The organism is Streptomyces sp. NPDC042102, from assembly GCF_055582305.1.
In genome coordinates this window covers 1,594,986-1,607,999 of the sequence record NZ_JBVJDL010000001.1, presented here as the reverse complement: position 1 = coordinate 1,607,999, position 13,014 = coordinate 1,594,986, and the positions used below count along the sequence as shown (strand labels likewise).

Sequence of the window (13,014 nt, the reverse complement as noted above, 5' to 3'; positions counted from 1 at the left end):
GCCCCACCACGGTTCGGGGGACAGCCCCATCGAGCGGGGACGGCCGCGCTCCTAACGTCTAGCTGCATGACACACGTACGGCGGGACAGGAAGCGATCCCCTTCGGGAAGTCGCCGACCGGCACGGTGCGCGGCGGAACCGGCCGTGCCGGCGGCCGTGTTGGCGACCGGGTCGGCGGGCGGGTCGGCGACCGTGCCGGCAGGCGGGCCGGCGGTCACCGCATCGGCCACCGCGGTGACGGCGGCGGCCGCATCGCCGACGGACGGCCCCGGCTGCCCCGGCACCGCCCTCGCCCTCGCCGTCCCCCTCACCGAAGTACCTGGCGCCCCGCGCTCCGGGACCGGCTTCCGCGCCACCGACCACCACCCCGCGAACCAGCACGAGGAGACCCCGTGACCCCCCTTCGCCCTGCCGCCCGCCGCTCCGCCGCCGTGGGCCTCGCCCTCGCCGCCTGCGTGACCGCGACCCCCGCCCTCGCCGCGCCCGCGGCGCCCCCGGGCCCGGACGCCGCCCCCGCCGGCACCCCCGGCCTCGAGCGCTACTACCAGCAGCGCCTCGCCTGGGGCAGTTGCGTCCAGGGCCCCGACGACACCAAGGGCCGCGATCTCGACAAGGCCGGCGTCCAGTGCGCGGACGTGACCGTCCCGCTCGACTACGCCGACCCCCGGGGCCGAACGATCACCGTCGCCGTCTCCCGGCTGCGGGCCACCGACACCCGCCACCGCATCGGCGCGATCCTGCAGAACAACGGCGGACCGGGCGGCGGCGCCGTCGAGTCGCCGCCCCAGACCCGCGCGGCCATGAAGGAGGTCGGCGCGCGGTACGACATCGTCGGCTTCGACCCGCGCTTCGTCGGCCGCAGCACCCCGCTGGACTGCGGCTGGCCGGTCGGCACGGCCTGGTTCTCGGCCGGCGCCGACCGGGCGGGCTTCGACCGCCAGGTCGCCCTCCAGAAGGGTCTGGCCGACAAGTGCCGTGCCGCCGACGCCTCGGTGCTCCCGCACATCAGCACCCGCAACACGGCCCGGGACATGGACGTGATCCGCGGCGCGCTGGGCGAGCGGAAGATCTCCTACCTGGGCTACTCGTACGGCACGTACCTGGGCACGGTCTACACCCAGATGTTCCCCGGCCGCTACGACCGCGTGGTGTTCGACGGGGCGATCGCCCCGGGCGACTACGGCCCCCGGATGCTGACCGGCCTCGTACGCGAGAACGAGCGGGTGCTCGCCGACTGGGCCGCGTGGGCGGCGCAACGCCACGACACCTACCGGCTCGGCCGGACCCGCGCCGAGGTGCTGGCCGCCGTGGACCTGATCGTCGCGGCGGCCGCACGCGGCCCGCTCACCCTCGGCACCGCTCCCGACGTCTTCCAGGTCGACGACAGCCAGGTGCCCACCCTGCTGTTCATGGGCCTCGCGGACGACACCGACGCGGCGCGGGCGGCGCTCGGCGAGCAGGTGTCCGTAATGGCCCGGGCGGCGCGGGGCGAACCGACGTGGCTGTCGCCGGAGTTCGCCGGCATGCTCCGGTTCGGGCTGCGCGGCGAGAACGCGGCCTCGGGCAGCGTGCAGGCCGCGATCGTCTGCGGGGACGTGGCCGCGCCGCGCGATCCCGAGGTCTACTGGCGCGACATCGAGCGCGTCCGCGCCGCGCACCCGCTCTTCGGCCCGATGACCCACAACATCAACCCCTGCGCGTTCTGGGACCGGCCGCGCGAGGAGCCCACGCGCGTACGCCGCGACACCCCGGCGCTGATCGTCGCGGCCACCGGCGACCCGCGCACCACGTACCGCGGCAGCGTCGACCTGCACCGGCAGTTGCCGAGCTCGCGGCTGATCACCCTGGAGGGCGCCAACCGGCACGCGATCTACGGCCTGTACGGCAACGCGTGCGTGGACGAGCAGGTCAACCGGTACCTGGCGACCGGCACGTTGCCGAAGCGGGACCGGACCTGCGCCCAGCAGGCGGCGGAATAGGGAAAGAACCGCGGGTGGGCGGCGGGCGGGGTGGGGGTCAGCGGCCGGTGCGGTGTTCGTAGACCGTGAGGGACAGGGCCTTCACCGCCGCCTGGGCGCGGTGCGTGTCCAGGGCCTCGTCGATGGCCTCCAGGGCGGCCGCCGCCGAGACGCGGACGGCGAGGGGCAGGCCGTCGTACGCGGAGATCCGGTAGGCGAGCGTGCGGCGGGCCGCCCGCTCCTCGTCGCTCACGCCGTCCGCGGTGAGCGGGAAGACGGCGGCCTGGTAGGTCGCGATGCTCACGAGCACCGCGTCGGCGATGCCCTCCGCGTATCCGTCGACGCGGACGGGATCGGGCTGGAGGTACGCCTTCACCTGGCGCCGGGCGAGGAACGAGCCCGCGCCCGCGCCCAGCCCGGCGGCCGCCGCGGCGATCAGGGCCGTCGTCCGGCCGCCCACGAGCAGGCCCACGCAGGCCCCGCCCACGACCCCGCAGGTCACCAGGACGAAGCTGATCATCAGGTGGATACGGGTGGCGACCGGCGGCTTCATACCCAGCAGTATGCACAGCCCCGCCACCGGGCCCCGTCCGGCCCAGCGGGTGCGGGGTGCGCCCGGATGGGGGAAGCTGGGCAAGGCTGCACTGTACGGCGACGGACGGCGCGAGGAGGTCCCGTGGACGCTTCAGGAGAGGGCAGGCCCGCTCCCCCGGCCCGTACGAGGCTGACGAGGCTGCGGACGGCCGTCCTGGTGTGCGCGGCCGCCGCGCTCGCGGGCGGCACGGTGTCCGCCTCCGCCGCCACGGCTCCGGCGCAGGATCCCGCCCCCGACCCCGTCGTGCTCGTCGACTGCTTCTCGGAGGCGCAGGTACGGCCCGACGAGTACCTGCTGGCCTGCGGCGACGGCAACAACCGGCTCGTCCGGCTGGACTGGGACACCTGGGGGCCGAAGACGGCGACGGCCACCGGCACGGACCTGGTGAACGACTGCCGCCCCTACTGCGCGGCCGGCCGCTTCCACGCGTACCCGGTCACGGTGACCCTGGCCAACCCGAAGCCGTGGGAAGAGCAGCCGGACGTGCAGCGGTTCACCACCATCCGCCTGCTGTACACCGACACCGCCCCGCACCCGGTCCCCAAGGACGTGACGTACAAGCTCCTCGGCTGACCACTACCGGGGGCCGGTCCGGGCGCGGTAGTGGCTGGGCGGGGTGCCGAACTGCCGGGTGAAGGCGTGGGAGAAGGCGTACGGGGTGCCGTACCCGACGCGGCGGGCGATGGCGGCCAGGGGGTCCTCGGTGTCGCGGAGCTGGGCGGCCGCGAGGTTCAGCCGCCACCAGGTCAGGTAGGCCATCGGCGGGCGGCCGACGAGGGCGGTGAAGCGGCGGGCCAGGGTCGGGCGGGAGACGCCGGCCTCCCGGGCCAGGCGGTCGTTGGTCCAGGGGGCCGCGGGGTCGGAGTGCAGGGCCCGGAGCGCCTCGGCCGTCACCGGGTCGCTGAGTGCCGCCGGCCAGATGCCCGCCCTGGCCTCGGCCATCCAGGAACGGATCATGTAGACGAGGAGCAGGTCGAGCAGGCTGGACACCGCCACGCAGGAGCCGGGCCGCCGCGCGCCCACCTCGCCGCCCAGCTCACCGCCCAGCAGGCCGATGGCGGAGCGGAGTTCGCCGTGGCTGCCGACCCGGTTCGGCAGGTGGACGACGGGCGGCAGCTCGCGCATGAGGGGGTGGGCCCGGCTGTGGTCGAGCCGGTACTTGCCGCACAGCATCTCCACCACCGCCGCACCGGGCTCCGCTGGCAGGGCGGAGGTGCCCGCCCACCCGTCCCGCCATGCTTCGAAGGGCACCGCCCGCGCCACGGCGGCCGCGTCGGCGGGGCCGTCCGCGATGACATGGCCGGTGCCGTGCGGCAGGAGCACCGCGTCGCCCGGGCCGAGCGTGACCGGCTCGCCGCCGTCGGGCAACAGCCAGCAGCCGCCCTCCAGTACGACGTGGAACCCCGCCCCCTCGTAGGCGCCGAACCGCACGCGCCAGCCGCTCCCGCCCGCCCCCGCCCCCACCCGCGCCCGCACGCGCTCCGAGGAGGGACGTCCGGTGCGTACGGCCGAGATCGCGTCGCTCACCACATCCATGCGGGCCAGGCTATCCCCGCAGCGGCCGCAGCAGCCTCGATGGTGAGCTGTACACGTATGGGGATGAACCTCTGGAGCATGGAGATGCTCAACCGCGGTTCCTAGGGTCGGTGCCATGGAGAACACGAGCGAGCGGAGCAGCATCGTGCTGGGGGACGTCGAGATCGTCCGGGTCGTGGAATGGCGGGGCGCGTTCGCTCCGGCGGCGGAGCTGGTTCCGGGGGCGGGGGCCGAGGTGTGGCGGGAGAACGCCCGCTGGTTGTCACCGGAGCACGTGGACGCGGAGAGCGGGGCGGCGGTGATGGCACTGCAGTCCTGGGTGCTGCGCAGCGGCGGGCGTACCGTCCTGGTGGACACGGGGGTGGGCAACGGGCGTGAGCGGCCCGGCTCGCCGGCCTTCCACCAGTGGCAGGGCGACTACCTCGGCGCGCTGGCGCGGGCGGGCGTCCGGCCGCAGGACGTCGACGTGGTCGTCAACACCCACCTGCACGCCGACCACGTCGGCTGGAACACCCGCGACGCCGGGGACGCGGGCGGTGAGTGGGAGCCGACCTTCCCCAACGCCACGTATCTGATCCCGGCGGCCGACGACTTCCACTTCGGCCCGCGGGGCGCGTACGGCGGCGGCCGGAGCGTGGACGACCGGCTGGTCTACGAGGACAGCGTCGCGCCCGTCCACCGGGCGGGGCAGGCCGTGCTGTGGGAGGGGTCCCACCGCATCGACGCGCACCTCACGCTGGAGCCGGCGCCGGGGCACACGCCCGGCTCGTCCGTGCTGCGGCTGGCGTCCGGGGGCGACCGGGCGGTGTTCGTGGGCGACCTCTTGCACAGCCCGGTCCAGATCGTCGAGCCCTCCTGCAACAGCTGCTTCTGCCTGGACGCGCGGCAGGCGACCGTGAGCCGCCGCCGGATCCTGGGGCGGGCCGCCGACCTGCGCGAGCTGGTCGTACCCGCCCACTTCGGCGGGGCGGGGGCCGTGGAGGTGCGGCGGGCGGGGACGGGCGACGGGTTCAGCCTCGGGCCGTGGGCCACGTACGGGCGATAGCCGACGGACCGTACGACCCGCGCCACGCCGTGCCACGCCGCGCCCGCGCGTCCGGGGCGACAGCGGAATGCGACCCTCCTTCAAGCGTCTTCCCCGCCAAAGACGAAATGGGTGCCCGGAGCATCTCGGCCAATCGTTGCGATGTGCGCCCGCGCGCCCCCGCAGTGACGTTCCATCAACCCGTCCCCGGGGCAGCCGGGTGGGTGCTGTTGGTTCGTCACCGAAGGAGAGCACGCAATGACGAAGGTCCTCGTTCTGCACAGCGTCAGCCTGGTGCGGTCCGCGCTGGCTGCCCTGCTGAGATCCGAAGGGCCCTTCGAGGTCACGTCGGCCGGCTGGCGGTCCGCGGCGCGCCAGGCGGAGTCCTTATGCCCGGACGTGGCCGTGGTCGACCTGGACTGTCCACGGGCGGCCGCCGCCCTGGCGGGGGACGGACGAGGCGACCGCCAGGTGCTGTCGTCGCCCACGCCGGTGCTGGTGCTGGCCTCGACCGGGACCCCCGGTCCGCTGCGCCGGGCGTTCCAGGCCGAGGCCCTCGGCTACGTCGACAAGGACGGCTCGCCCGGGCGGCTCGTACGGGCCGTACGGAAGGTCGCGGAGGGGCAGCGCTTCATCGACGCGTCGCTGGCCTCCGCCTTCATGGAGGCCGAGCCGGTGCCGCTCAGTCCGCGTGAGCTCAGCGTCCTGGCGCGGGCGGCCGAGGGCGACTCGATCTCCGAGATCGCGCACGCGCTGCACCTGGCCACGGGCACGGTGCGCAATTACATGGCCGCCGTCACGCGCAAGACCGGCGCCCGCAACCGCGTCGACGCGATCCGCATCTCACGGCGGGCGGGCTGGGTCTGACCCGTCCCGTCACGTCCGCCCGCGTGCCGACCGGGTCACGTGTCCGGGCCCTGGTTCCACATCCCGACGAGCTCCCGGTACAGCGGCGATCTGGCCGGGAGCTCCGCGTGCGTCCCGCATACCGCCCGGGTCCCGTCCAGGACGAGGACCCGGTCGGCGCGGGCCGCCGAGGAGATCCGGTGGGCCACCACGACGAGCGTGCCGGGGCGGGCGGCGAGCGCCCGTTCGGCGCGTTCCTCGGTCCGCGGGTCCAGGTGGCAGGTCGCCTCGTCGAGCAGGAGCAGCGGGGCGGGCGAGAGGTAGGCGGCGGCGAGGGCGAGCTGCTGGCTCTCGCCCCGGGAGAGCCGGCCGGGGTCGAGTACGGCGTCCAGCCCGCCCAGGCGGTCCACGAGCCCGTCCAGCCCGAGGGCGGCCACGGCCCGCTCCACGTGCTCCGGCCCGGCGTCCGCCGGATCGGGGCACAGGTGGGTGAGGTTCTCGCGTACGGTGCCGGTGAAGACGTAGGCCTGCTGCGGCAGCAGGGTGCGGCGTGGGTCGGGCCGCCCGGTGGCGCCGGACGCCCGCCGGGCCGCCGCCCCGGCGACGAGGACCGTCCCGCGGTCGGGCGTGAGCAGCCCGGCGAGCAGGGCGGTGAGGGTGGACTTGCCGATCCCGCTGGGCCCGACGACCGCGAGATGCTCCCCCGGCCGCACGACCAGGTCGAGCCGTTCGAAGACGGGCGCGGCGCACGGCCCGTACGCGTAACTGACGGCACGCAACTCCAGGGCGGGCACCCCCCCAACACCCACCCCGCCGCCAACGGCCGCACCGGGCGCCGACGCTACGGCGCCCGGCGCGAGGGCGGCCCGCGCCGCGGAATCCGGCTCCACAACGCCCGGTGTGACGGCGGCCGGCGTCGTGGGAGCTGATGCTCGGACCGGTGGCTGGGGTATGAGGGCGGGCGCGGGGGCGGGTGGGGTGCAGAAGCGGTCCAGGACGACCAGCAGCCGGGTTCCGGCCGTACCGAGCGCCGCCATCAGGGCGTTGAGGGCCGGCAGCAGCGACTGGGCCAGGTAGGTGAGCGCGCCCGCCAGTGCGCCCGCGGTGACCCCCCGCCCGAGCAGCCACGGCGTCGCTGCCAGGAGCGCGACCACGGGCAGCTGACCCGCCGTGCCCAGGGCCAGGGTCCGCAGGGCCGCCCACCGGGACAGCCGCCGGGTCAGCCGTTCCTGCGCGGCGATCAGGGGCTCCACGCCCGCCGCCGCCTGCGCCGCGCCACCACACGCGGCGATGTCGCGCAGGCCCGCCCCCAGGGCCCCGACCCCGGCCGACAGCGCCTCGTCGGTGTCGAGGCAGCCGCGCTGAACGGCCGCCATGGGGCGCAGCGTCGCCACGAAGGCCGCCAGGCCCAGCAGCAGCGGGGGCAGGACGACGATCAGCAGCACCGGGGCGAGGGCCGCCATGCCGGCCAGCGCGCCGAGCGCCGTGAAGACGAACGAACGCCCCGTCAGCACCAGGCCGGCGAACGAGTCCCGGGCCATCTCCGTCTGCCGCGACAGCCGGGAGACCACGCCCGCGTCGGCGGCCTTCGCCGGGTCGGCGACGGCGCGGTCCAGGGCCTGCCGCACGGCTCGGCGCACGAGTCCGTCACGCAGGGGCTCGACGAGGTCGGCGAGTCCGGCGAACACGCCGCGCAGCGCGAGCGCGCCGGCCAGTGCCCCGGCTCCGGCGACGGCGAGCCAGCCGAGTCCGGTCGCGGTACGGCCGGCCAGGAACCCGTCGTCGAGGGCGCGGGCCACGGCGTAGCCGCCGAGGAAGGTGTGCGCGGCCTCCAGCAACGACCAGGCCGCGAGCCGGCGCAGGGCGCCGGTACGGCCGCGCAGGAACCGCCGGCCCTCGGGAGCCACCCGCTGCCAGGCGCCGTACTCGCTCACCGGGCCACCTCCTGCCCCCGGTACGACGCCGGCTCCGGCTCCGGCGGCACCTCGGTGGTGACGGCGAACACGGCCCGGTAGTGCGGGTCCCGCCACAGTCCGGCGTGCGTACCGGTGGCCCGCACCCGCCCGTCCTCCAGCCAGACGACCAGGTCGGCGCGGGCGGCCGTGGACAGCCGGTGCGCGACCACCAGGCGGGTACCGGGCCGGACCTCGCGGGCCAGGGCCCGCTCGACCTCGCGCGCGGTGACGGTGTCGAGGCTGGAGGTGGCGTCGTCGAGCACGAGCAGCCGGCCGGCGCCGAAGAAGGCCCGGGCCAGGCCCAGGCGTTGGGCTTCGCCCCCGGACATGGGCGCGTCCGCGACGGCGGTGTCGTAGCCGTGCGGCAGGCGCCGTACGAAGAGGTCGGTGCCCGCCGCCCGGGCGGCCGCCCGCACCTGTGCGAGCCCGGCACCCCCCGGGCCGGCGCCGGCACCGGGGGCCGCTCCGGGGTCCGGGACCAAGGTCGGGGCCGCCCCCGCCCCCGCCCCCGCCCCCGTGCCGAACGTGATCGTGTCGGCGATCGTCCGTCCCAGCAGTGCCGGCCGGTCGAAGGCGTGGCCGACCTCCCGGCGCAGCGCCTCGGCGGTCAGGTCGCGCAGCGGTACGCCGTCCAGCAGCACCTGACCGGCGTCGGGGTCGGTCAGGCGGCCGGCGACGGCGGCGAGCAGGGTCTTGCCGGAGCCGGAACGGCCCACCACGGCGGCCGTGGTGCCGCCGGGGATCCGCAGGCTGACGTCGTGCAGGACCGCCGTCCCGCCGCGCACCACGCGGACGTCACGCAGCTCCAGGGTGCCGGGACCGCCGGCCGGCGGCTCCGACCGCCCGTACTCCAGCGCGGGCAGCGCGAACAGCGCGGCGGTGCGCCGGGCGGCCGTCCTGCCGCGTACGACGGCCGCCAGCCGCCCGGTCACCGCGCCGACCCCGGCGGCGAGCGCGGCATAGCGGACGGCGGCCAGGAGGTCGCCGACGCCGAGCGCCCCGGCCGCCAGCCGGACGCCGCCCACGGCCAGGACCGCGTACAGCAGCAGCGGCATGAGCGCGGTGGAGCGGGCCATGGTCGCGCCGTAGACCTGCCACATCCGGCGTCCCTCGGCGTGGAGTTCGGGCAACTGGGCCAGGATCCTGGCCCGTTCGCGGTCGGCGGTGCCGGCGGCCGCGATGGTCCGCGCCCCGGCGAGCGCCTCGACGAGCCGGCCGGCGGTCGCGAGCTGGAGCTGCTGGTAACGGCCCACGCTCGCCGAGGAGTCGCGGGCGAAGGCACGCAACAACAGGGCCAGGAGCGGAAGTCCGGCAAGGAAGGCGAGCGCTGTCCAGGGGTCTATGAGGACGAGGGCCACGAGCGCCCCGAGCGGCGGCAGCAGCGCGGCGGCCCCGGCCGCGACGGCCGACGGGACCGTGCCGGCCTCCGCGGCGTGCGCGGTGAGCCGCGCGGCGAGGTCTCCGGGTGCGTGGCGGGCGGCTTGGTGCGGGGCCGCGCCCAGCAGCCGGGCGAGTCCGAGCCGGCGCAGCCACGCGGTGCTGCGGGCGTCGACCGAGCCGGTCAGCCGCAGGGCGGCGGCCTCCAGCAGGACCTCGGCGACGATCACCGCGGCGCACAGCACGGTCCACCGGGTACCCGCGGGGTCGCGGGCCAGCAGCAGGTCGAGGGTGTGGCCGAGTACGGCCGGTTCCGCGAGCGCGGTCACGGCGGCCGCCAGCGAGCAGCCGAGCAGCGCGGCCGTACGGCCGCCGCTGTGCCGGGCGGCCGACAGCAACGCCCGGTCGGCGTACCGGCGTTCCTCCGCGTGCGCGTCGTCCGGCGCGGCGCCGGGCACCGACCCGGACGGGGGCGGGGAGGGCGGGGGCGGGGGCGGGGAGGGCGGGGTCATCCGCGTTCGCCTCCAGGGATCGGGTACGGGTCCGGGCCCGGGCGGCGAACCGCCCGGGCCCGGAGGGGACCTTGTCAGTTACAGGTCGTGATGCTCAGGCTGCTGTCCCCGCAGAGCAGCAGGCTGGCGCGGCTGCCGCCGCCGCCCCCGCCGGTCAGCGCGGCCTCGGTGGTCTCTTCCTTCGGGGTCTCCATCGACTGCAGGTCAAGAAGCGTCATGTCTGATTCCTCTTCTCTGTGAGTGTTCCGATGGGTCACGGTCCCGTGGTGCGGAACCGGTTCAGGGGCGCGCCGCGGCGGACCGCGGCGGCGGGAGGAACGGCAGGTGCGCGTGCCCGCCCGGCGCCGCGGCGCCGAGGGCGAGGAGGGCGCCGGCCGTGCCGGTGGCGAGGTCCATGGACAGCCTCATCATCTGCTCGCCGGGGAAGGCCAGATGTCCCTGGTACGGCACCGCGTGGCGGGCCAGGGCGTCGATCTGGCGCGTGATGTCGTCGGGCCGGGTGCCGGGTCCGGGCGTCGTGGTGCGGGCCAGGTGGAGGATCATCCCGGCGGCACCGCGGAACAGGCCGGGCTGCGCGTAGAAGGTCGCCTGGGCCGCCCGTACGATCCCGCGGCGGGCCTCTTCGAAGCGTTCGTCGCCGCCGTGTTCCAGCCAGTCGTCGATGACCATGCCGATGCCGGCGCTGCCCTCGCCGAGGTACGGCATGGTGCGCCAGCCCTCGTTGACCTGGAGGGTGCCGAACGCACTGGTCACACAGCGGTCGAGGTCACGGTGCAGGGCGTGCGCGGCGTGCTGGAGCAGTTCCCCGTCGCCGGTGCGCTCGTACAGTCGCAGGAAGAGCAGGGCGGGGCCGGAGTTGCCGTGCAGCAGCCCGGCGCGGGCGGTCCGCGGCGCGGAACGGACGGCCAGTTCGGCGCAGCGCAGCGCCGCGGCGTGCAACTCGCCCTCGCCGGTGGCCGTACCGAGCGCGTCCAGGGCGAGGCCGACGCCGGCGAGCCCGCCGTACAGGTCCGGGCCGAGCTCCTGCCAGGGCTGGCTCAGCAGTTGGCCGGCCAGGCCGAGGGCGCGGTCGCGGTGACCGAGCCGGTCCAGGAGCCAGGCGGTGCCGGCGAGGCCGTCGTAGAAGCCGAGCGGGGTACCGGAGGCCGGATCCTTGGTCTGGGCCAGCAGCCATTCCTCGGCCTCGGGCCAGGGGTCGAAGCCGGTCTCGGCGAGGGCGTGGAGGACACCGGCGGCTCCGTTGGCGAGACAGGTGCCGCCTCCCGCCGTCGCGAACTGGGCGATGTCGCCGGGGAAGAGCCGGTCCTCGCGGTCCGGGGTGGCGGCGGCGCGCAGCGCGGAGGCCATCGACGTACGGGCGGCTGGCCAGTCCCCCGGCGCGACCGGCAGGTACGGCCGTCCGGACCCGGGCCCGGTTCCGGACTTGGTCCGGGACCCGGACGTCACGCCGGACAGGGCGGGCCCGGCTTCCGAAGGGCTGTCCTCCGTACCGGCGAGGATCTCCTCGACGGCTTCGTCGAGGAAGTCCCTCGGTACGGGGAACTGCTCGGCGGCGACGGCGGCCAGGTGCCCCGCCTTGGCCCGGTCCATGGCGAACAGGCTGGTCAGCGGCAGGAACAGGGCCAGGCGCAGGCAGGCCAGGGCGTAGCGGTCGACGGAGAATCCACGCCGGTCGGGCGGGGCGACGAACGCCGGGTTGGCCACGGTCTGGCGCAGTCCCTCGTCCACGTGCGCGGCGGCCTCGAAGTCCAGCAGCGCGACGGAGGGTTCACCGAAGCCGGCCGCGCGACCGTCGCGGCCGGCGCGGGCGCCGTCGCCCCCGCCGTCGTCCTCCGCGACCATGATGTTGAAGAGGTGGAGGTCGTTGAAGACGACCCCGCGGGCGTGGACGGCGTCGACGGCCTCGGTCACCTTCCGGTGCACCGCGAGGGCCCACTCGGTGTAGGCGGCCAGTTCCGCCGGGCCGGGGTCGGCCTCGATGAGCGGGTGGCGGCGGGCGAAGTAGGTGTTGAGCGGCTTGCCCTCGAGGTACTGCATCGCCAGGAAGTGGTGGTCGCCGACCGTGAAGGAGCCGCGCAGCGCCGGGACGCAGTCGAGCCCCGCGAGCCGTTCCAGTGCGGTGCGCTCGCGGTGGAGGCGGGCCACGGCGTCGGCCCCGTCGGCGGCGAGGCCGGCGTACGGGCGGGCCTCCTTGAGGACGACCCGCTCGCCGGTACGGCTGTCCCTGGCGGCGTACACACCGCCGCCGTTGGAGAAGTGCAGCGCCTGCTCCACCGTGTACGGCACCTCGGTGAGGGTCACGGCCGAGCGGGCGGCGAGGTGGGGCGTGAGGAACTCCGGCGGCTCGACCCAGTCGGGCAGCCGGAAGACCGGGCCGCGCGGGTCCGGGACCAGGCGGCCGTCCGGGGTCTCGATGGCCGGCACCAGCTCGCCGTGTTCGTCGTAGCAGTGCCGCAGGGTGAAGCTGCCGTAGCGGACGTGGACGGGGCCGGCGCCCCAGCGCAAGTCGCTGAGGATGTACGGGCCCGCCCGGCCCGCCAGCAGGGCGTCGAGGTCCTCGCAGATCCGGCGGCACTGCTCCGCGTCGGCCGGGTAGACGGTGAGGAACTTCCCGCTCGCCGCCCGGTCGGCGTACTTGGCGTTGCGCAGGTGCAGCAGGTAACGGCTCGGTACGAACTTGAAGGCGATCCGCCGGTCGACGCAGTAGGCGTACACGGCCGCGAGCACCTGCTCGGCGTCGTCCAGGCAGGCCGATACGTGGATCTTCCAGCCCTGGGCGGGCAGTTCGACGGCCTGCGGGCGCAGGGCGAGCCAGTCCCCGCTGCGGTGGGAGCGCCATCCGGACGGGACCGGGGCGAGCGCCTGCGGGTAGCTCTTCTCGGCCCGCCGGTACGGCGCGTCGTAGAACCAGCGGTCGGCGTCGCAGTAGGCGGCGTACCCCTTGTTCACACCTGCTCCCTCGTTCGGCGGCAGGTCCGACGGTGTCACGCCCGGCGGGCCGGACGACAGTCACGCCTGTCACCGATGCGGTGTGCAGTACGCACGAGTCACTTGGCGTGCCGCGCGGGCCGCCGGTGCGGGCGCGCCGCACCGTCCGCCGGTACGACCGGTCGCGTCCCACGCCCCTCTGGCGGACCCCGGGAGGGCTCGGGCACCATCTCCTTGCTCCACCTGCACACCCACGCGCAACCACCCACGCACGCGCACCCGT

The 13,014-nt window shown here is 75.8% G+C and carries 11 protein-coding genes; 5 read left to right on the top strand and 6 right to left on the bottom strand.

Features of this window, described 5'->3' with window-relative positions; all coding sequences use genetic code 11:
* Positions 1-144 precede the first annotated feature (144 nt).
* Both ACZ6KO_RS06640 and ACZ6KO_RS06635 read left to right on the top strand, forming a co-directional pair.
* On the top strand, positions 145-396 hold the full coding sequence (locus tag ACZ6KO_RS06640; RefSeq protein ID WP_469300807.1) for a hypothetical protein: 252 nt from the start codon (positions 145-147) through the stop codon (positions 394-396).
* Positions 393-1,979, top strand: a complete 1,587-nt coding sequence (locus ACZ6KO_RS06635) for an alpha/beta hydrolase (RefSeq protein WP_469300804.1) — start codon at positions 393-395, stop codon at positions 1,977-1,979. The genes ACZ6KO_RS06640 and ACZ6KO_RS06635 overlap by 4 nt, the downstream gene beginning before the upstream one ends.
* Before the next feature lie 37 nt (positions 1,980-2,016).
* On the opposite strand, the gene ACZ6KO_RS06630 is transcribed toward ACZ6KO_RS06635, so the two are convergent.
* A complete protein-coding gene (locus tag ACZ6KO_RS06630) occupies positions 2,017-2,511 on the bottom strand; it encodes a hypothetical protein (protein ID WP_469300802.1) in 495 nt (164 codons plus the stop codon).
* Positions 2,512-2,634: 123 nt separating this feature from the next.
* Between ACZ6KO_RS06630 and ACZ6KO_RS06625 the strand changes: the two genes are divergently transcribed.
* Positions 2,635-3,126 carry a hypothetical protein gene (locus tag ACZ6KO_RS06625; protein WP_469300800.1) on the top strand — a complete coding sequence of 164 codons (492 nt, stop codon included), beginning with the start codon at positions 2,635-2,637 and terminating at the stop codon, positions 3,124-3,126.
* Positions 3,127-3,129: 3 nt separating this feature from the next.
* Here the strand turns inward: ACZ6KO_RS06625 and ACZ6KO_RS06620 are convergent, their stop codons facing one another.
* Positions 3,130-4,089: an AraC family transcriptional regulator gene (locus ACZ6KO_RS06620; protein ID WP_469300797.1), complete on the bottom strand. Its 960-nt coding sequence runs from the start codon at positions 4,087-4,089 to the stop codon at positions 3,130-3,132.
* Between the two features lie 115 nt (positions 4,090-4,204).
* Between ACZ6KO_RS06620 and ACZ6KO_RS06615 the strand changes: the two genes are divergently transcribed.
* Positions 4,205-5,134 carry an MBL fold metallo-hydrolase gene (locus tag ACZ6KO_RS06615; protein WP_469300794.1) on the top strand — a complete coding sequence of 310 codons (930 nt, stop codon included), beginning with the start codon at positions 4,205-4,207 and terminating at the stop codon, positions 5,132-5,134.
* Between the two features lie 237 nt (positions 5,135-5,371).
* A complete protein-coding gene (locus tag ACZ6KO_RS06610) occupies positions 5,372-5,980 on the top strand; it encodes a response regulator transcription factor (RefSeq protein WP_401443904.1) in 609 nt (202 codons plus the stop codon).
* A gap of 35 nt (positions 5,981-6,015) precedes the next feature.
* Here ACZ6KO_RS06610 and ACZ6KO_RS06605 read toward each other — a convergent pair whose 3' ends face one another.
* The 4 genes from ACZ6KO_RS06605 to lanKC all read right to left on the bottom strand — a co-directional run bounded on the left by ACZ6KO_RS06605 (position 6,016) and on the right by lanKC (position 12,752).
* Positions 6,016-7,893, bottom strand: coding sequence for an ATP-binding cassette domain-containing protein (locus tag ACZ6KO_RS06605; RefSeq protein ID WP_469300791.1), 1,878 nt, complete (start codon positions 7,891-7,893; stop codon positions 6,016-6,018).
* Positions 7,890-9,803 (bottom strand): ATP-binding cassette domain-containing protein, encoded by a 1,914-nt coding sequence (locus tag ACZ6KO_RS06600; RefSeq protein ID WP_469300788.1) that lies wholly within the window; start codon positions 9,801-9,803, stop codon positions 7,890-7,892. The genes ACZ6KO_RS06605 and ACZ6KO_RS06600 overlap by 4 nt, the downstream gene beginning before the upstream one ends.
* A gap of 74 nt (positions 9,804-9,877) precedes the next feature.
* Positions 9,878-10,021, bottom strand: coding sequence for a SapB/AmfS family lanthipeptide (locus ACZ6KO_RS06595; protein ID WP_214952138.1), 144 nt, complete (start codon positions 10,019-10,021; stop codon positions 9,878-9,880).
* A gap of 61 nt (positions 10,022-10,082) precedes the next feature.
* Entirely contained in the window at positions 10,083-12,752 is a 2,670-nt protein-coding gene (lanKC, locus tag ACZ6KO_RS06590) for a class III lanthionine synthetase LanKC (protein WP_469300785.1), read from the bottom strand.
* Positions 12,753-13,014 lie beyond the last annotated feature (262 nt).

Excerpts from the sequence above, each read along its gene's own strand:
- ACZ6KO_RS06630 (WP_469300802.1), bottom strand. The coding sequence starts at position 2,511 with ATGAAGCCGCCGGTCGCCACCCGTATCCACCTGATGATCAGCTTCGTC.
- ACZ6KO_RS06620 (WP_469300797.1), bottom strand. The coding sequence starts at position 4,089 with ATGGATGTGGTGAGCGACGCGATCTCGGCCGTACGCACCGGACGTCCC.
- ACZ6KO_RS06615 (WP_469300794.1), top strand. The coding sequence starts at position 4,205 with ATGGAGAACACGAGCGAGCGGAGCAGCATCGTGCTGGGGGACGTCGAG.
- ACZ6KO_RS06610 (WP_401443904.1), top strand. The coding sequence starts at position 5,372 with ATGACGAAGGTCCTCGTTCTGCACAGCGTCAGCCTGGTGCGGTCCGCG.
- ACZ6KO_RS06600 (WP_469300788.1), bottom strand. The coding sequence starts at position 9,803 with ATGACCCCGCCCTCCCCGCCCCCGCCCCCGCCCTCCCCGCCCCCGTCC.
- ACZ6KO_RS06595 (WP_214952138.1), bottom strand. The coding sequence starts at position 10,021 with ATGACGCTTCTTGACCTGCAGTCGATGGAGACCCCGAAGGAAGAGACC.